Source organism: Teichococcus aestuarii, assembly GCF_003116135.1.
GTDB classification, from domain to species: domain Bacteria; phylum Pseudomonadota; class Alphaproteobacteria; order Acetobacterales; family Acetobacteraceae; genus Pseudoroseomonas; species Pseudoroseomonas aestuarii.
Genome location: NZ_PDOA01000007.1, coordinates 56227 through 73438 on the forward strand (window position 1 = coordinate 56227; position 17212 = coordinate 73438).

A 17212-nucleotide genomic window follows, 5' to 3' on the forward strand; every position below is an offset into this window, starting at 1 on the left:
GGAGGAGCTCCCCCGGCCGTTTCCTCACTTGTCCTTCTGGTTCTTCAGCAGGTTCCCCACTTCGCCGGCTCCATGGTTCTCGTGCCCGGGCCGGGTGGTCTCGGCATCCTTGGTCTCGTTGCCGGTGAGCATGCTGGTCATCTCGCCAATCTTCGGCGCGTCATCCGTCTTCTTCGGCTTGTCCTGCTCGGCCATGCGGGCCTCCTCTGGTTCGGGGTTGTGCGGGGAGAACCCCGGCCCGTGCCGGCGGGTTGCCCCCGGCCGCCCGCCCCATGGCCGGCCAGTCGCTGTCGCTAATTCACGCTCCCGAAGGCGGCTTCCCTGTGGCGGGTCCGGTCAGTGCCGCCTTGCCGCGATGCCCTGGCCAATTATGGCCCGGCAATCGGTCATCCCGCGCGGCTGCCGCTGGAGGGCGGCCTAGCGGACAGGCGGCGCGGCGTCATGCCTTTCGGCGGGGCCGCAACCCGCAAGATCATCCGAATTCAAATGATGAAATAGCTTGAAAGCACCGTTTGAATATGTTGAATTCGGCGCCGTCACCGGGCGGATCGGCCGCCCCGCGGGGATTTGACCCATGCAGCTTGCACCGCGACACCAAACGCTAAAGCGCCTCCCGTTCTCCCGCCGGTCCTGTGGCGAGTGGTCCGTGGCGCGCCGAATGCGCCGCTGTTGTCGCTGAACCCGGCAACACCGCCGCTCCCGCACCTTTCCCGGACCGCACAGGGCGCCGCCGCCGCGCGGCGCGGAGAACAGCCATGATCACCTCCCGTCCCGTCGATATCAGTGGCCGCTTCGTCGGCGTCGCCGTCTCCGGCCATGATGGCTGGCACTTCAAGGCCATCGACCCGCAGGTGGACGATCTCGACGGCGCCCGCTTCAGCAGCCCGGCCGAGGCGGCGCGCGTCGCACGCCTGCTGCTGGAACGCGAGCGCGGCACCCAGCGCACGCCGCGCCTGCAGCCTGTCGCCTGACCCTGGCCGCCGGCGCGCTGGCGTCTCCTGCCGGGCCGGGCAGGAAGCCCGGCCCCTTCAGCTTTCGCCGCGCCCGGTGCAGGCTGCGGCTCCGCCAGAGGAGGATGCGAGCATGAGCGTGCGTGCCACCGCCCCGGTCGATGCCGGCGACCACCAGAAGGTCCAGGACTGGTTCCGCGAACTCTCCGAGCATGTGCAGGCGGTCGATTTCGCCGCTGCCCGCCACCTCTTCGCCGAGGACTTCCTGGCCTTCGGCACCTTCAGCGACTTCGTCTATGGCCGCGACCATGCCGAGGCCAACCAGTGGCGCAAGGTGTGGCCGACCATCGACGGATTCACCTGGCGGCTGGACGAGGTGAAGGCGCTGGTCTCGCCGGACCGCCTCTTCGCCATGGGGCTGGCCATCTGGGATTCCACCGGCTACCTGCCCGATGGCACGCCCTTCGACCGGCGCGGGCGGGCCACCATCTCCTTCGCCCGCGCGGCGTTGGGGGAACCCTGGGTGGCGACGCACACGCACATGTCGCTGTTCCGGGGCACGCCGGATGTCTCGCACGGCAGCAAGCCGTCGCGCAGCTGAACGCGGCGCGGGCCGCGCCTTCGCCGCCCGCCCGCCGAAAACGGGAGGGAGAATGATGCGACCCGCCACCCAGGCCATCCACGCCGCCGCCCCCGCGCGGGAGATCGGCGCGCCGGTCACGCCGCCGCTGGTCGCCGCCACCAGCTTCCACACCGGCCCGGATGCCATCGGCTTCTCCGCCAACGACCTCGGCGCGGCGGCGCCGATGTTCTACACGCGTTGGGGCAACCCCACCGTGGCGCTGCTGGAGCAGCGGCTGGCGGCGCTGGAAGGCGGCGAGGCGGCCCTCGCCTTCGCCAGCGGCATGGCCGCCGCCGCCGGGCTGCTGCTGCACCGCCTCGCCCCCGGCAGCCACCTGCTGCTGAGCGATGTCTGCTACGCCGGCGTCGCCGAATTCGCGCAGGAGACGCTGGCGCGCTACGGCGTGGCCGTCACCACGGTGGACATGTCGGACCCCGCCGCCGTCGCCGCCGCCATGCGGCCGGAGACGCGGCTGCTGCATGTCGAGACCCCCGCCAACCCCATCCTGAAGCTGGCCGACATCGCCACGCTGGCCGATATCGCCCATGCGGGCGGGGCGGAGCTTTCGGTCGATTCCACCATGGCCACGCCCATCGCCACGCAGCCCCTGGCGCTGGGCGCGGACTGGGTGGTGCATTCGCTGACGAAATACGCCTGCGGCCATGGCGACGCACTCGGCGGCGCCGTCATCGGCCGCGCCACGGGCATCGAGGCGCTGCGCAAGGAGGCGGTGATCCATCTCGGCGGCGCCATCAGCCCCTTCGCCGCCTGGCTGATCCTGCGCGGGCTGGAGACGCTGCCCGCCCGCATGGCGCTGCACGAGGCCAATGCCCGCGTGGTGGCCGGGTATCTGGAGGGCCATCCGCGCATCCGGCGCGTCTACTGGCCAGGGCTTGCCAGCCACCCGCACCACGCGCTCGCGCGGCGGCAGATGCGCAACTTCTCCGGCATGGTCGGCTTCGTCGCCGAGGATGACAGGAACCTCGCCCGGCAGCTCGCGGCGCGGCTGAAGGTCTGGACCTACGCCGTCTCGCTCGGCAAGGCGCAGAGCCTGCTCTTCCACATCCCCACGGAGGACGTGCTGCGCGCCTCCTTCAAGCTGGAAGGGGAGGCCGCGCAGGCCTACCGGGACTGGACGGGGGAGGGGACCTTCCGCCTCTCCGTGGGGCTGGAGGATCCGCAGGACCTTGTCGAGGATCTGGCGCAGGCACTGGCCTGAGGAAGAAAGCGGCGGGGGAAGGAGTTCCCCCGCACCCCCTTCTTTTCTGTCAGTGGGCGGGGAAGGCCTTGCGAAGCGCAGCCACCACCTCGCGGCGGGCGGCGTTCGCCTTGCCCAGCAGCGCCGTCTGGCCGATGAAGCCGTGCGGCACGCCCTCATACACCGTCATGCCATGCGGTACGCCGGCTTCCGTCAGGCGCCTGCCGAGGTCCAGCGTGTCGTCCAGCAGCGGGTCCAGCGCGGCGGCCTGCAGCAGCAGGCGGGGCAGGCCGTGGAGATCGGCCAGCAGGGGCGCGGCGCCGGCATCCTCGCGCAGCGCGGGGTCGGGCAGGTACTGCGTCCAGAACCAGTCCAGCTTCTCGGTGGAGAGGCCGAACCGGCCATCGCCCCGGTCGCGGTGCGAAGGCGTGCCGTGCCGCGCCGAGAGCATGCCATAGACGATGACGCCGAGCGCCGGCAGCGGCTCGCCCGCATCGCGCAGCCGCAGCAGCGCGTTCAGCGCCATGTTGCCGCCGGCAGAGTCGCCGCCCACCGCCAGCCGCGCGCCGTCGATGCCATGCGCCGCGCCATGCTCCCGCAGCCAGCGCAGCGCCGCCAGCACCTGGTGGATGGCGGTGGGGTAGGGGTGCTCGGGCGCCAGGGCGTAGTCCAGCCCCACCACCACCATGTCCGCCTCGTCGGCGATCTCGCGCTTCCAGCGGTCGAGCGAGTCCAGGCTGCCCACGGCGAAGCCGCCGCCATGGATGTGCAGATAGGCCGGGCGCGGCGCGCTGCCGCCGCGCGGGTGGTAGAGGCGCAGCCGCAGCGGCGGCGTGGCGTGGTCCAGCACCACCTCCTCCACCCGCGCCATCTGCGGCCCGCCGGCGTTCAGGAAGGCCTGGTAGGCCTGGGTGCTGGCACGCGCCGCCGCGATGGGCTGGGTCAGCACGTCGCCATTCGCCACCCCGGCCTCGCGGCAGCGGGCCTGGGCGGCGGCGACTTCGGCATCGGGCACGAGGCTGGTGGCGCTCATTCGGGTCTCCTCATCCTGCCCCGCAGCCTGCCGTGGAAGCGCCCGGCTGGAAAGGCATGTCCCAGGCGAAGGGCTCGCGGATGCGCGCCGTCAGGTAGTCCAGCAGCCGGCGCGTCTTCAGCGGCAGGGCCGGGGTGGGCGGATAGACGAGCTGGATCACGTCCGGCACCGGCTCCCATCCGGGAATCTCCACCCGCAGCAGCCGGCCCTGCCGCACCGCGTCGCACAGCAGGAAGCGGGGCAGCACCACCAGGCCGATGCCGGCCATGGCGGCGTCCAGCAGCGCCTCGCCGCTGTTGGCGGTGAGGCGGCCGCGCAGCACCAGCGAGCGCGGCTCGCCCTCCGGCTCCCCGGCGGGGGCGAAGCGCCAGAGATGCCCCGCCGTGGTGTTGGCGTAGCCAAGGCAGGAATGGCCCGGCAGCGCGTCCAGCGTGGCGGGCAGGCCGTGCCGCGCCGCGTAGTCCGGGCTGCAGCACAGCGCCCGCCGGCTGAGGCCGAGCCGCCGCGCCCGCAGCGCGGAATCCGCCAGCCGCCCGATGCGCAGCGCCAGGTCGTAGCCGCCGCCCAGCAGGTCCACATGCCGGTCGTCCAGGTCGAGCGAGACCTCGATGCGGGGATACTCGGCCATGAAGGCGGCGACCAGCGGCCCGAGATGCCGGCTGCCGAAGCTGAGCGGCGCCGCCAGCCGCAGCAGGCCCTGCAGCGCGCCGGACTGCGCCATCACGTCGTCGGCCACGGTGTCGAGCTGCGCCAGCAGGGCGCGGGCGCGCTCGGCCAGCAGGGCGCCCGCCTCGGTGGGGGAAACATGGCGGGGGGCGCGGTGCAACAAAGGGGTGGCCAGCTGCGCTTCAAGCTGCGTGACACGCTTGCTGACCACCGACTTGGCAAGGCCGAGCCGGGCGGCGGCGGCGGTGACCGAGCCACTGTCCACCACCTGCACGAAGGTGGCGAGGGCATCCACATCAGGGCGCATCGTTCGCGGATAGCGAACGCAGCGTTTCCATACAAGCCGTTGCTGCCCCGGCCGTGCGAACGCACCTTGGGAGCAACGCAGAGGAGCACCCGCCGATGAGCAAGATCCTGGTCCTGTACTACTCCACCTACGGCCATATCGAGACCCTGGCCGGCGCCATCGCCGAGGGCGCCCGGCAGGTGCCCGGCGCCGAGGTGGTGGTCAAGCGCGTGCCGGAGACGGCGCCGGAGGCGGTGGCCAAGGCCGCCCACTTCAAGCTCGACCAGGCGGCGCCGGTCGCGACCGTGCAGGAGCTGCCGGAGTACGACGCCATCATCATCGGCACCCCCACCCGCTATGGCCGCATGGCCTCGCAGATGGCCAGCTTCCTCGACCAGACGGGCGGGCTGTGGTTCCAGGACAAGCTGGTGGGCAAGGTCGGCGCCGTCTTCACCTCCACCGCCAGCCAGCATGGCGGGCAGGAGACGACGATCATGTCCACCATCGTCAACCTGATGCATTTCGGCATGACGATCGTCGGCCTGCCCTACAGCGAGAAGCGCCTGACCGACATCAGCACGGTCAATGGCGGCACGCCCTACGGCGCCTCCACCATCGCCAATGGCGACGGCTCCCGCCAGCCTTCCGAGGCGGAGCTGGAGATGGCGAAGTTCCAGGGCCGCCATGTGGCCGAGGTGACCTCCGCCCTGGTTCGCGGCCGCGCCGGCTGACGCGCGAAGGCCAGGAGGCGCTCTCCCCCCTCCTCCCCGGGGCGCCTCCTGGCAGCGACCATCAACCCCGCCCCCCATCCCGGCCATCGCTCCGGCCCCGGCCATGAGCCGTGACAGCGGAAAGGAACCCCCGCCATGCAACTGCACGGTATCCATCACCTGACCGCCGTCTCGGCCGATGCCCGGGGCAACCACGCCTTCTACACCGGCCCGATGGGCATGCGTCTGGTGAAGAAGACGGTGAACCAGGACGACACCAGCGCCTACCACCTGTTCTACGCCGATGGCGAGGCGAGCCCCGGCACCGACCTCACCTTCTTCGACTGGCCGGTGGAGCGCGAGCGGCGCGGCACCGCCAGCGTCACCCGCACCGGGCTTCGGGTGGCGGGCGAGGCGGCCCTGGCCTGGTGGGCGGAGCGCCTGGCGGGGAACGGCGTGACCCCCGGCCCGCTGCGCGAGATCGATGGCCGCCTGCAACTCGATTTCGAGGACCCCGAGGGCCAGCGCCTGGCGCTGGTCGATGATGGCGGCGCGGGCGTTGCCCACCCCTGGGCGCGCAGCCCGGTGCCGGCGGAGATGCAGATCCGCGGCCTCGGCCCGATCACCATGAGCGTGGCCGACCTTGCCCATTCCGAGGCGTTCGCCACGGAGGTGATGGGCATGCGCCGCGTCCGCACCTACCAGTCGGACGACGCCGCCCCGGTGACGGTGCATGTCTTCGCGATGGGCGAGGGCGGCCCGGCGGCCGAGCTGCACATGCGGGTGGAGCCGCACCTGCCCCGCGCCCGCCAGGGTGCCGGCGCCGTGCACCATGTGGCCTTCCGCATCCCCGATGCCGATTACGGCGCCTGGGTGGACCGCTTCGACCGCTACCGCCTGCCCTCCAGCGGCCCGGTGGACCGCTACTACTTCCGCAGCCTCTACATCCGCGAGCCGGGCGGCATCCTCTACGAGATCGCGACCGACGGCCCCGGCTTCGACGCCGACGAGCCGAAGGAATCGCTCGGTGAGCGCCTGGCCCTGCCGCCCTTCCTGGAGCCGCGGCGCGCCGCCATCGAGCGGGGGCTGAAGCCGCTTTGAGCTGGCTGTCGCGCGGCACCGGCGCGCATGCCGGCCTGCCCGTCGCCCTGGAGGGGGCGCCGCTGCACAGGGCCCGCGCGGCGGTGGTGCTGCTGCACGGCCGGGCGGGCAACCCATACGCCATCCTGCGCCACGCGCGGGTGCTGGGCCAGCCGGACCTCGCCCTGCTGGCGCCGCAGGCGGAGGGGCGCAGCTGGTATCCCGCCCGCTTCGTCCGCCCGCTGGCGGAGAATGCGGCGCATCTGGACTCCGCCTTCTCCGTGGTGGATGGGCTGATCGCCGCGGCCGGCCTGCCCCCGGAGCGTGTGGCGCTGATGGGCTTCTCGCAGGGCGCCTGCGTCTCGCTGGAATATGTGGTGCGGCGCCGCCCGCGGCTGGGCGCCGTGATTGCGCTGAGCGGCGGGCTGATGGGCGCGGCGCCACCCGACCCGGCGCCGGAGCCCGGCTTGGCCGGCCTGCCGGTGCTGCTCGCCGGCGGCAGGGAGGACCGGCAGATCCCGCTCGCCCGCGTGCTGGAGACGGAGGATGCGCTGGGCCGCCTCGGCGCCGACGTGACCCTGCATCTCCGGGATGGCGACCTGCACGGCGTGACGGAGGCGGAGCGCCGCCTCGCCGCCACCCTGCTGGCCCGGCTGGGCACGGCGCCGGCTGGCGCCTAGCGCGGCGGAGCGCCTGAGGGCGGGGGCCGGGTTGGGCCCCGGCCATCAGCCGCCGAAGCGGTCGGACCAGGCGGGCTGCGCCCCCGCCCAGGGGAGCGCCGTGGCGGCATGCACGCCGCGCGCGATGGCCCGCGCCATCACCTGGGTCGCCAGATGGCCGAGCGCGGTGAGGTCGGCGCCCGGCTTCGCGCTCGTGGCGGCGGCGAAAATCGTGTCGCCGTCATTGGGGGCATGCGCCGGCAGCACGGCGCGCGCCAGCCCGTCATCGGCCATGATGGCGAGGCGCTTCGCCTGCGCCTTGCTCAGCGCCGCGTCGGTGACGACCAGGCCGATGGTGGTGGCGCTGGGCGCGCCGCCCTTCAGCCGGGGGGCGAGATCCGCCGGCGTGAAGCGCGCCGGCAGGCCGAGGCCGCCGAACTCCGCCCCCTGCTCGAAGGGCGCCGCCCAGAAATGCGGCCCGTCCCCCACCAGCGGCGAGCCGACGGCGTTGACCGCGACGAGCGCCGCCACGCAATGCCCGCTGGCGGTGACGCCGCTGGCGGAGCCTAGCCCGCCCTTCACCGTGGCGGTGGTGGCGCCCGTGCCGGCGCCAACGCTGCCCAGCGCGAAGGCCCCCGGCGCCGCCTCCCGCGCCGCCGCGTAGCCCAGCTCGCGATAGGGCGGGAAGCGGCCCCAATCCTTGTCCCCGCCATTCAGCAGGTCGAACAGGATGGCCTGGGGTGCCAGCGGAATGGGCATCCTGGCGAAAACCTGGCCGCGCCCCTGCTCGCGCAGCCAGGCCTGCACCCCGCCCCCCGCGTCCAGCCCGAAGGTGGAGCCGCCGGAGAGCACGATGGCGTCCACCCGGTCGAGCGTGGCGTCGCTGTCGAGCAGGGCGGTGTCCCGCGTGCCGGGGGCGCCGCCGCTGATTCGCACGGCGGCGACCACCGGGGTATCGAACAGCACCACCGTGACGCCCGAGCCCAGCCGCAGGTCGGTGGCATGGCCGACGGCGAGGCCGGGGATGTCGGTCAGCAGGTTCAGGGCCGGGGCGGTCATGCCGGCATGATGCCGCCGGCCACGCCGCTTGCAAACCGGCACGGCAATTGCGAGACCCGGCGGCCATGGCCGGCGCCGGCCGCGCCGCCCTCGACGCGGGCGGCCGGCACGGGCAATTTACGGCCCGGAGGTTCCACCGCATGCTTCTGCCCGCTCCCCGCACCCTGCTGTTCCGCACCGCGATCGGCGCGGCCTTCCTGCTGATGCTGGCGCCGGTCGCGATGGTGATGGTCATCAGCGTGTTCCGGCAGGAGATCGTCAGCTTCCCGCCGCCCGGCCTGACGCTGGAATGGTACGTGAACGCCTGGGCGCGGCAGGAATTCGCGCGCGGCTTCGTCACCAGCCTGCAGGTGGCGCTGCTGGCCACGGCCATCGGCGTGCCGCTGGGCACGGCGGCGGCGCTGGCCCTGCAGCGCAGCGCCATCCGCGGCAAGGGCGCGCTGAACACGCTGCTGCTGGGGCCGCTGGCCGTGCCCGGCGTGGTGGCGGGCACCGCGCTCTACATGTTCTACCTGCGCGCCGAGTTCTGGCTGGACCGGGACCTGACGGCGACGCTGGAGGGGCTGGTCGCCGCGCATGTGCTGCTGACCATCCCCTGGACGGTGCGGCTGGTCTCGGCCAGCCTGCAGGGGCTGGACCGCGCGGCGGAGGAGGCGGCGGCCAATCTCGGCGCCCGTCCGCTCACCGTGTTCCGCCGCGTGACGCTGCCCATGCTCCGCCCCGGCATCGTCGCCGCCGCGCTGTTCTCCTTCATCCAGAGCTTCGAGAATCTGGAGCTGACGCTGCTGCTGGTGGGGCCGGGGCGCACCACCCTGCCGGTGGCCATGCTGAGCTACCTGGAATTCCGCATCGACCCGACGCTCGCCGCCGTCGCCACGGTGCAGATCGTGCTGGTGGCCGGGCTGATGCTCATCACCGACCGCTTCGTGAAACTGTCGAGGGTTGTCTGACCGTGCCACACCGGGCTGAGGACGAGAGCTGATGGGCAGCCTGGTGCTGGAGGCGCTGAGCAAGCGCTATGGCTCCTCCACCGCGGTGGAGCGGGTCGACCTGGAGGTGACGCAAGGCGAGATGGTGGCGCTGCTTGGCCCCTCCGGCTGCGGCAAGACGACGACGCTGCGCATGGTGGCGGGCTTCATTCCGCCCACCGCCGGCCGCGTCATCATCGGCGGCCAGGACGTGACGCACACGCCGCCCTATGCGCGCGACACGGGCATGGTGTTCCAGTCCTACGCGCTGTTCCCGCATATGAGCGTGGCGCAGAACGTCGCTTTCGGGCTGGAGATGCGGAAGGTCGGTCGCGCCGAGCGCGACGCCCGCGTGATGGAGGCGCTGCGCCTGGTGCGGCTCGACCATCTGGCGGACCGGCTGCCGCGCCAGCTCTCGGGCGGCCAGCAGCAGCGCGTGGCGCTGGCCCGCGCCCTGGTGGTGAACCCGGCCGTGTTCCTGCTCGACGAGCCGCTCTCCAACCTCGACGCCAAGCTGCGCGGCGAGGTGCGGATGGAGATCCGCGCGCTGCAGCAGCGCCTCGGCCTCACCACCCTGATCGTGACGCACGACCAGGAGGAGGCGCTGACCATGGCCGACCGGCTGGTGGTGATGGAGCGCGGCCGGGTGCGGCAGGTGGGCACCGCCGAGGAGCTCTACGAGCACCCGGCCGACCCCTTCGTGGCCGGCTTCGTCGGCCGCTGCAACCTGATCCCCGGGCGGCTGGAGGCGGCGGACGCCTTCCGCGCCGAGAGCGGCGCGCTGCTCCATTGCGACAGCGGTGCCGCCCCCGGCCCCGCCCCCACCGGCGCGGCGCTGCTGGCGCTGCGGCCGGAGCGGATCGGGCTGGCGCCGGACCCGGCGGGGCGCGCGCGCATCACCGCCGTCACCTATCTCGGCGCGCAGACCGAGTACCATGTGGAGCAGGACGGCACGGCGCTGCTGGTGGCCCGCCCGACCGCGCCGCTCGGCGACCCGCTGCGGCGGCTTGCGGTGGGGGATGCGGTGGTGCTCAGCTGGGATGCCGCCGCCGCGCGGCTGCTGCCCGCCGAATGACGACGACGATGCCCAAAAACAACGGGAGACAAGGCATGACGACAACCCGCCGCGCGGCGCTGACCGGCAGCGCTGCCGCCCTCGCATCCCTCACCGCCGGCCTGCCCGGCTTGGCCCGCGCCCAGTCGAAGCAGGTGGTGGTCGGCACCTGGGGCGGCGACTATGGCGAGCTGCTGCGCCAGAACATCGACCAGCCCCTGGTGGTGCCGCAGGGCATCGAGGTGCTGCAGGACATCGCGGTGGCCGACCCGCGCAAGACCAAGCTGCTGGCCGAGCGCCAGGCCCGCCGCGGCACCTACGACATCGCCTGCCTGTCAGACACCGACATGCACATGGTGGCGGCGCAGAACGTGTTCGAGCCGCTGGAGATGGGCAAGCTGAAGCGCGGCTCCGCCATCCTGCCGGCGCTGGCCAAGCCCTATGCGGTGCCGCACATCTATTCCGCGCTGGTGCTGCTCTACAACCCGAGCAAGGTGACCACGCCGCCCACCGGCTTCGCCGACATGTGGGACCCGAAGTACCGCGGCCGCGTCGGCTTCTCGGACATCCTCTACAGCACCAACACCTTCTCTGCCGCCATGGCCGGCGGCGGCAGCTTCAGCGATTACGAGCCCGCCAAGAAGAAGCTGATGGAGATGCGCTCGCTCGATGCCCGCATCTACCCCTCGAACGAGGCGCTGGCCGGCGCCCTGAAGTCCGAGGAGGTGTGGCTGACGCCGATGTGGCTGGCGCGCGGCTTCATGTGGCAGAAGGCCGGCATCCCAGTGAAGCATGTGGTGCCGAAGGAGGGCGCCTACGCCATCGTCTTCGAGGCGGCGATCCCGAAGAACAGCCGCAACAAGGACAACGCCTACACCTATCTGGACGCGATGCTGCAGCCCTCCGCCCAGGCCGCCTTCGCCGACCGCATGGGCTACCTGCCCACGGTGAAGGACGCGCCGCTGCCGGCCGCGATCGCCCAGCAGATCAGCCTCAGCGAGGCCGAGCAGGAGCGCCTGCGCGCGCCGGACTACGACTACCTGCTGAAGTCGCACAGCGAGATCCTGGATTTCTGGAACAAGCAGTTCAAGGCGTAACCGATGGCCGCGCTCGTCCTTCCCGCCGGGTTGCTGGTGGTCATGCTGCTGGTGGCGCCGATGGCGCTGCTGGCGCGCATCTCGCTCAACCGCTTCAGCCCGACCGAACTGATGGTGGAGGCGACGACCGCGGAGAACTACTGGCGCGCGGTGCAGGACCCCTACTACCAGCAGGTGCTCGGCACCACGCTGGGCGTGGCGCTGGGCTGCACCGTGCTGGCCCTCGCCCTCGGCTTTCCCGCCGCCTACTGGCTGGCGCGGATGGAAAGCCGCTGGAAGAGCCTCGCCACCATCCTCGTGCTGTTCCCGCTGCTGGTGGGCAACGTCGTCCGCTCGGCCGGGTGGATGGCGCTGCTCGGCAATGAGGGCGCCATCAACGCGGCGCTGATGGGGGCCGGCATCACCGGCGGGCCGCTGCCGCTGCTCTACAATGGCGGCGCGGTGGTGGTGGGCATCGTCGCCGTGGTGCTGCCCTACATGATCCTGACGCTGGCTGCCGTCATCGAGGGCATCCCGCGCCAGGCGGAGGAGGCGGCGGCCAATCTCGGCGGCCGGCCGATGACGGTGTTCCGCCGCGTCGTGCTGCCGCTGGCGCTGCCGGGCGTGGTGGCGGGCTCGGTGCTGGTGTTCATCCTGTGCATGAACGCCTACGCCACGCCGGTTCTGCTCGGCGGGCCGCAGTTCAAGATGATGGCGCCCGCCGTCTACGACCAGTTCGTGCGCGGCAACAACTGGCCCTTCGGCGCGGCGCTGGCCTTCATCCTGCTCGCGGTGACCCTGGTGCTGACGGTGGTCGGCAGCACCCTGCTCGGCCGCCGCTACCGCGCGGCGTGACGCCCACAGCCTGGAAGGAAACGCCAACCATGGCGGAGATGACGAATGTCGGTGAGGAAATCACCGGGCGCAACCTGAAGATGGGCATGCCGCCGGTCCCGGCGGCGACGTCGCGCGACCGCGGGCAGGGGCCCTATGGGCGGCTGGTGCTGCGCGGCGCCACCATCATCGACGGCACCGGCGCGCCACCCTGGGGGCCAGCCGACATCGTCATCGAGCGCGACCGCATCGCCGCCATCGTCGCGGTCGGCGTGCCGGGCAAGCCGATCAGCCCCTCCCGCCGCCCGCCCGAGGGCGAGGTGGAGATCGACTGCCACGGCAAGTTCGTGACGCCGGGCCTGATCGACTGCCACACCCACACCGGCGTGCCCTACCACGCGCTGCACGGCACGCCGGCGCCGGCGGACTACGTGTACAAGCTGTGGCTGGCGCATGGCGTCACCACCATCCGCGAGATGGGCAGCTTCAGCGGGCTGGGCTGGATGCTGGAGCAGAAGGCGGCCTCAGCGGCCAACCGCATCGCCGCGCCCAACATCGTCGCGCATTCCTACTTCCCCGCCGTCAACGACATGCTGAAGACCATCCACACGCCGGAGGAGGGGCGCGCCTGGCTGCGCCGCCTGGCCGAGCGTGGCGCGGATGGCGTGAAGTTCTTCGGCGCGCCGCCCGCCATCATGAAGGCGGCGCTGGAGGAGTGCCGCAGCCTCGGCCTGCGCAGCGGCTGCCACCACGCGCAGCAGGCGGTGACGCGGATGAACGCGCTAACCACCGCCGAATGGGGCCTGACCAGCGCGGAGCACTATTACGGCCTGCCCGAGGCGCTCTACGACAACCGCATCGTCCAGAGCTACCCCAACGGCTACAACTACAACGACGAGTATTTCCGCTTCTCCTCCGCCGGCCAGACCTTCCAGCAGGCGGCCGAGCCCGGCAGCGCCAAGTGGAACGCGGTGATGCAGCGCTTCCTCGACCTCGACTTCACCTTCGTCCCGACCATGACGATCTACGACGCCAACCGCGACGTCATGCGCACCCGCCGCGCCGACTGGCACGATGCCTACACCTGGCCCAGCATGTGGCGCTTCTTCCAGCCCGCGCGCGGCGGCCACGGCTCCTACTGGTTCCGCTGGACCATCGGCAACGAGGTGGACTGGAAGACCCACTACAAGCTCTGGATGACCTTCCTCAACGAGTACAAGAACCGTGGCGGGCGGGTCTGCACCGGCAGCGATTCCGGCTTCATCTTCCAGACCTTCGGCTTCGGCTATGTGCGCGAGCTGGAGCTGCTGCAGGAGGCGGGCTTCAACCCGCTGGAGGTGCTGCGCTCGGCCACGCTGCAGGGCGCCGAGCTGCTCGGCATCGATGGCGAGACGGGCAGCGTCGAGGTCGGCAAGCGCGCCGACCTGCTGGTGCTGGACGAGAACCCGCTGGAGGACTTCAAGCTGCTCTACGGCACCGGCGCGCTGCGGCTGAATGACGCGACCGGCCAGCCCGAATGGCGCCAGGCGCTGCGCCACACCATCCGCGCCGGTCTGGTGCTGGACGTGCCGGAGCTGCTGGCCGATCTGCGCCGCATGGTGGCCGAGCAGAAGGCGGTGGAGGCGGAGGCGGCGAAGGCGCCCACGCCCGCATGAGGGAGGCGGAGGACGCGCCGGCGGAGTTCATCCTGCTCGCCGGCTTCCTCGGCAGCGGCAAGACCACGCTGCTGACCGAGTGGCTGCGCCTGCCGGAGGCGGCGGACACGGCGGTGATCGTCAACGAGGCGGGGCAGATCGACGTCGATGGCGCGGTGATCGCGGCGGAGGGCACGCTGCCGCTGGCGCTGCTGAGCAATGGCTGCGTCTGCTGCTCGCTGACCAACGACCTCGTCTTCACCGTGGAGAACCTGCTGCGCCAGCGGCAGGAGGCGGGGGGCGCGCCCTTCCGCCGGATCATCCTGGAATGCAGCGGCCTGTCGAGGCCGGGGCCGATCCTGCGCTCGCTGGGGCCGCTCGCGCCACACGGGCTGCGAGTGCGTGTGGTGGCCACCTGCGACGCCGCCCAGGCCGCTGAGCGCGCCGCGCATTTCGAGGAGTTCGCCGCCCAGATCGCCGCCGCCGATACGGTTGTCTTCACCAAGCTGGACCAGACTCCGCCCGAGGCCGCCCTGGCCCTGGTGGAATCGATCAACCCGCTGGCCACGACCGTTCTGGAAGCGGACTGCGCGCGCCGGGCGCTGGCCGCCTTCACCGCCCCGCCCGGCCGCCCTTCCGCCCTGCCGGAGGGGGAGGCGGGCGCGCATCCCCGCGTCTCGGTGCTGCTGGCAAGGTTCACATCCGAGGCGAGCTGGGAGGACCGGATGGACTGGCTGGAGAACCTCGCCGCCTTTGCCGGGGACCGGCTGCTGCGGGTGAAGGGCTTCCTGCACCCGCCCGAGCAGCCCGGCCTAGCCGTGCTGGTGCAGGGCGTCGGCACGCTGTTCAGCCCGATGGTGCCGATGCCGCGCGGCCCGCGCACGCCCGAGGCGCTGGTGGTGATCCTGCGCGACCTGGAGCTGGAGGCGGTGCGGCAGATGACGCCCGATGCCCCTGCCTGGATCAGCCGTCTTTCCGGCAACCGCCTGCACTGCGCCGGCACGGACTGAACCTGCAGAAAAAAGATGGGGGTCTGGGGGAATTCCTTCCCCCAGCCTGCCTCAGGCCGCCTGCCGCACTTCCTGGAAGCTGCGCGCGAAATCCTGGCGCTCCGCCTCCGTCATGTGCAGCCCGCGCTTGGTGCGGCGCCACAGGGCGTCCTCGGGCGTGCGCACCCATTCCTGGCGCACCATCCAGTCCAGCTCGCGCTCGGTGATGCCGCCGCCGAGGTCGCGGCCGAGGTCGGCGGCGCTTCGCGCCTGCCCCAGTACGGCATCCAGTTCGCCACCATAGCAGTGGAACAGCCGGCGGAGCTGGGCCGCCGGCAGGAACGGGTAGCGCCGCGCCGCCTCGGCCAGGAACTCGGCGCTGGAGCGGCCGCCGAGGTCGCCGCCCGGCAGGGTGGCGCCCGCCGTCCAGGCCGCCCCCGCATGGCCGAGCGCCGTGGCGATCTGCCCTGCCGCATCCTCGGCGAGGCGGCGGTAGGTGGTGATCTTGCCACCGAAGACGGAGAGCAGTGGCGCGCCGTCCGTGTTCATCTTGAGCACGTAGTCGCGCGTCACGGCGGAGGGGTTCTCGGCGCCGTCATCGTGCAGCGGCCGCACGCCGGAATAGCTCCAGACGATGTCCGAGGGCGAGACGGGGCGGCGGAACTGGCGGGAGACGGCGCGGCAGAGATAGGCCGCCTCCTCCGGCGTGCAGCGCGGCGCGCCGGCATCGGCGTCGTGCGGGACGTCGGTGGTGCCGATCAGGGTGAAGCGGCCCTCGTAGGGGATGACGAAGACCACGCGGCGGTCGTCATTCTGCAGGATATAGGCCTGGTCGCCCTCGTAGAGCGCGGGCACCACGATGTGGCTGCCGCGCACGAGGCGGATGCGGTCCTTCGCCGCCACGCCCGTCTCGCCCAGCGCCTGCATCACCCACGGCCCGGCCGCGTTGGCGATGGCACGGGCGCGCACGGTGCGTACCTCGCCGCCCTCCTCGCGCAGCGTGGCGGTCCAGCCCTGGGCATCGCGCTTCGCGCCGGTGAAGGCGGTACGCACCAGGATGGTGGCGCCGCGCGCCGCAGCGTCCCGCGCGTTGAGGATGACGAGGCGCGCATCCTCCACCCAGGCATCGGAATAGGCGAAGCCATGGCGGGATTCGCCGTTCAGCGGCGCGCCCCAGGGGTGGGTTCGGAAATCCAGCGCCTCGCTCGCCGGCAGGGTCACGCGCCGGGCGAGGTTGTCGTAGAGGAAGAGGCCGGCGCGCAGCATCCAGCGCGGGCGCATGCCCGCCAGGTGGGGCAGCACGAAGCGCATCGGCCAGACGATGTGCGGGGCGAGGCGCAGCAGCACCTCGCGCTCGCCCAGCGCCTCGCGCACCAGGCGGAACTCGTAGTGCTCCAGGTAGCGCAGGCCGCCATGCACCAGCTTGGAGGAGGCGGAGGAGGTGGCGCCGCCCAGGTCGCCGCGCTCGGCGAGCAGAACTGAGAGGCCCCGCCCCGCCGCGTCGCGCGCGATGCCGGCGCCATTGGCGCCGCCGCCGATCACCAGCAGATCGACAGTGTCGGTGGTCATCAGAGAAGCCTCGAACGGAGACGGGTGACGATGATCTCGGCCACCAGCACCACGGCCAGGATCGCCAGCAGCACAGTGGAGACGCGGTCCCACTGGAAGAAGTTGATGGCGTCGTCCAGCACCAGCCCGATGCCGCCGGCGCCCACCAGCCCCAGCACGGCGCTCTCGCGCACGTTGATGTCCCAGCGGAACAGGGCGATGCCCCAGAAGGCCGGCTGCACCTGCGGCCAGACGCCCTTCAGCATCTCGGCCCCCCAGGAGGCACCGGCGGCGCGCAGCGCCTCGCGCGGGCCGTGGTTGGTCTCCTCCAGCGCCTCGGAGAGCAGCTTGCCGACGAAGCCTACCGAGCGGAAGGCGATGGCGAAGACGCCCGCCGCCGCGCCGGGGCCGAAGATGGCGACGAAGAGCAGCGCCCAGACCAGCGAGTTGACCGAGCGCGAGGCCACCAGGCTGAACTGCGCCACCACGTTGAGGGGCTTGATCGGGCAGATGTTGCGCGCCGCCATCAGCGCCAGCGGCACGGCGAGGATGAAGCAGAACAGCGTGCCGAGCGTCGCGATGTGCAGCGTCTCGATCAGCGCGTTGTGCACCTCGGGGTAGTAGTGCGCCACATTGGGCGGCCACATGCGGATCAGCAGGTCGGCCATCTGCTCCGGCGCGTCGGCCAGGAACTCCGGGATGATGTCGATGCTGCGCACCGCCCAGACGATGGCGGCGACGCAGACCAGCCACACCGCGAAGCGCGAGAGCCGTTGGCCCGGCGTGTGGCGCGTCCATTCACGCCGCAGCGGCGCCATCGGGTCGCCGAAGGAGGGGGAGGTCATG

At 72.1% G+C, this 17212-nt stretch carries 18 protein-coding genes; 12 read left to right on the forward strand and 6 right to left on the reverse strand.

Going from position 1 to position 17212, the window contains the following annotated elements; all coding sequences use genetic code 11:
- Nucleotides 1–24: 24 nt before the first annotated feature.
- Nucleotides 25–195, reverse strand: a complete 171-nt coding sequence (locus tag CR165_RS25030; RefSeq protein WP_181378132.1) for a hypothetical protein — start codon at nt 193–195, stop codon at nt 25–27.
- Nucleotides 196–755: 560 nt separating this feature from the next.
- Here CR165_RS25030 and CR165_RS12090 point away from each other — a divergent pair.
- The 3 genes from CR165_RS12090 (at nt 756) to CR165_RS12100 (ending at nt 2791) form a co-directional block, all read left to right on the forward strand.
- Nucleotides 756–971, forward strand: a complete 216-nt coding sequence (locus tag CR165_RS12090) for a hypothetical protein (RefSeq protein WP_109517251.1) — start codon at nt 756–758, stop codon at nt 969–971.
- Between the two features lie 112 nt (nt 972–1083).
- Complete coding sequence (locus CR165_RS12095) at nt 1084–1551, forward strand: YybH family protein (protein WP_109517252.1); 468 nt, start codon at nt 1084–1086, stop codon at nt 1549–1551.
- 52 nt (nt 1552–1603) lie between these two features.
- Nucleotides 1604–2791 (forward strand): trans-sulfuration enzyme family protein, encoded by a 1188-nt coding sequence (locus tag CR165_RS12100; protein WP_245906366.1) that lies wholly within the window; start codon nt 1604–1606, stop codon nt 2789–2791.
- A 49-nt stretch (nt 2792–2840) separates the two neighbouring features.
- Here CR165_RS12100 and CR165_RS12105 read toward each other — a convergent pair whose 3' ends face one another.
- Together CR165_RS12105 and CR165_RS12110 are read right to left on the reverse strand one after the other, a co-directional pair.
- Nucleotides 2841–3803, reverse strand: a complete 963-nt coding sequence (locus CR165_RS12105) for an alpha/beta hydrolase (protein ID WP_109517253.1) — start codon at nt 3801–3803, stop codon at nt 2841–2843.
- A 10-nt stretch (nt 3804–3813) separates the two neighbouring features.
- The gene (locus tag CR165_RS12110) at nt 3814–4776 is read right to left on the reverse strand and encodes a LysR family transcriptional regulator (protein WP_109517254.1); all 963 of its coding nucleotides are present in this window, start codon (nt 4774–4776) and stop codon (nt 3814–3816) included.
- A 95-nt stretch (nt 4777–4871) separates the two neighbouring features.
- On the opposite strand from CR165_RS12110, the gene wrbA reads away from it, so the two are divergent.
- The 3 genes from wrbA to CR165_RS12125 all read left to right on the forward strand — a co-directional run bounded on the left by wrbA (nt 4872) and on the right by CR165_RS12125 (nt 7225).
- The gene (gene wrbA, locus CR165_RS12115) at nt 4872–5486 is read left to right on the forward strand and encodes an NAD(P)H:quinone oxidoreductase (RefSeq protein ID WP_109517255.1); all 615 of its coding nucleotides are present in this window, start codon (nt 4872–4874) and stop codon (nt 5484–5486) included.
- Nucleotides 5487–5621: 135 nt separating this feature from the next.
- The gene (locus CR165_RS12120) at nt 5622–6566 is read left to right on the forward strand and encodes a ring-cleaving dioxygenase (RefSeq protein WP_109517256.1); all 945 of its coding nucleotides are present in this window, start codon (nt 5622–5624) and stop codon (nt 6564–6566) included.
- Entirely contained in the window at nt 6563–7225 is a 663-nt protein-coding gene (locus CR165_RS12125; RefSeq protein ID WP_109517257.1) for an alpha/beta hydrolase, read from the forward strand. Before CR165_RS12120 ends, CR165_RS12125 begins: the two co-directional genes overlap by 4 nt.
- Nucleotides 7226–7270: 45 nt before the next feature.
- On the opposite strand, the gene CR165_RS12130 is transcribed toward CR165_RS12125, so the two are convergent.
- Complete coding sequence (locus CR165_RS12130; protein ID WP_109517258.1) at nt 7271–8263, reverse strand: P1 family peptidase; 993 nt, start codon at nt 8261–8263, stop codon at nt 7271–7273.
- Nucleotides 8264–8403: 140 nt separating this feature from the next.
- Here CR165_RS12130 and CR165_RS12135 point away from each other — a divergent pair, with 140 nt between their 5' ends.
- From CR165_RS12135 to CR165_RS12160, 6 genes are read left to right on the forward strand one after another with little or no spacing between them, the layout of a single operon-like run.
- The gene (locus tag CR165_RS12135; protein WP_109517259.1) at nt 8404–9213 is read left to right on the forward strand and encodes an ABC transporter permease; all 810 of its coding nucleotides are present in this window, start codon (nt 8404–8406) and stop codon (nt 9211–9213) included.
- A 31-nt stretch (nt 9214–9244) separates the two neighbouring features.
- Nucleotides 9245–10306, forward strand: coding sequence for an ABC transporter ATP-binding protein (locus tag CR165_RS12140; RefSeq protein ID WP_109517260.1), 1062 nt, complete (start codon nt 9245–9247; stop codon nt 10304–10306).
- A gap of 35 nt (nt 10307–10341) precedes the next feature.
- Nucleotides 10342–11382 carry an ABC transporter substrate-binding protein gene (locus CR165_RS12145; protein ID WP_109517261.1) on the forward strand — a complete coding sequence of 347 codons (1041 nt, stop codon included), beginning with the start codon at nt 10342–10344 and terminating at the stop codon, nt 11380–11382.
- Nucleotides 11383–11385: 3 nt separating this feature from the next.
- Entirely contained in the window at nt 11386–12216 is an 831-nt protein-coding gene (locus CR165_RS12150; protein WP_109517262.1) for an ABC transporter permease, read from the forward strand.
- A 29-nt stretch (nt 12217–12245) separates the two neighbouring features.
- Nucleotides 12246–13850, forward strand: coding sequence for an amidohydrolase family protein (locus CR165_RS12155; RefSeq protein WP_245906368.1), 1605 nt, complete (start codon nt 12246–12248; stop codon nt 13848–13850).
- A complete protein-coding gene (locus tag CR165_RS12160) occupies nt 13847–14839 on the forward strand; it encodes a CobW family GTP-binding protein (protein WP_109517263.1) in 993 nt (330 codons plus the stop codon). Before CR165_RS12155 ends, CR165_RS12160 begins: the two co-directional genes overlap by 4 nt.
- A 51-nt stretch (nt 14840–14890) precedes the next feature.
- On the opposite strand, the gene glpD is transcribed toward CR165_RS12160, so the two are convergent.
- Entirely contained in the window at nt 14891–16387 is a 1497-nt protein-coding gene (gene glpD / locus CR165_RS12165) for a glycerol-3-phosphate dehydrogenase (RefSeq protein WP_109517264.1), read from the reverse strand.
- Complete coding sequence (gene phnE / locus CR165_RS12170; RefSeq protein WP_245906370.1) at nt 16387–17211, reverse strand: phosphonate ABC transporter, permease protein PhnE; 825 nt, start codon at nt 17209–17211, stop codon at nt 16387–16389. The genes glpD and phnE overlap by 1 nt, the downstream gene beginning before the upstream one ends.
- Nucleotide 17212: the final 1 nt, after the last annotated feature.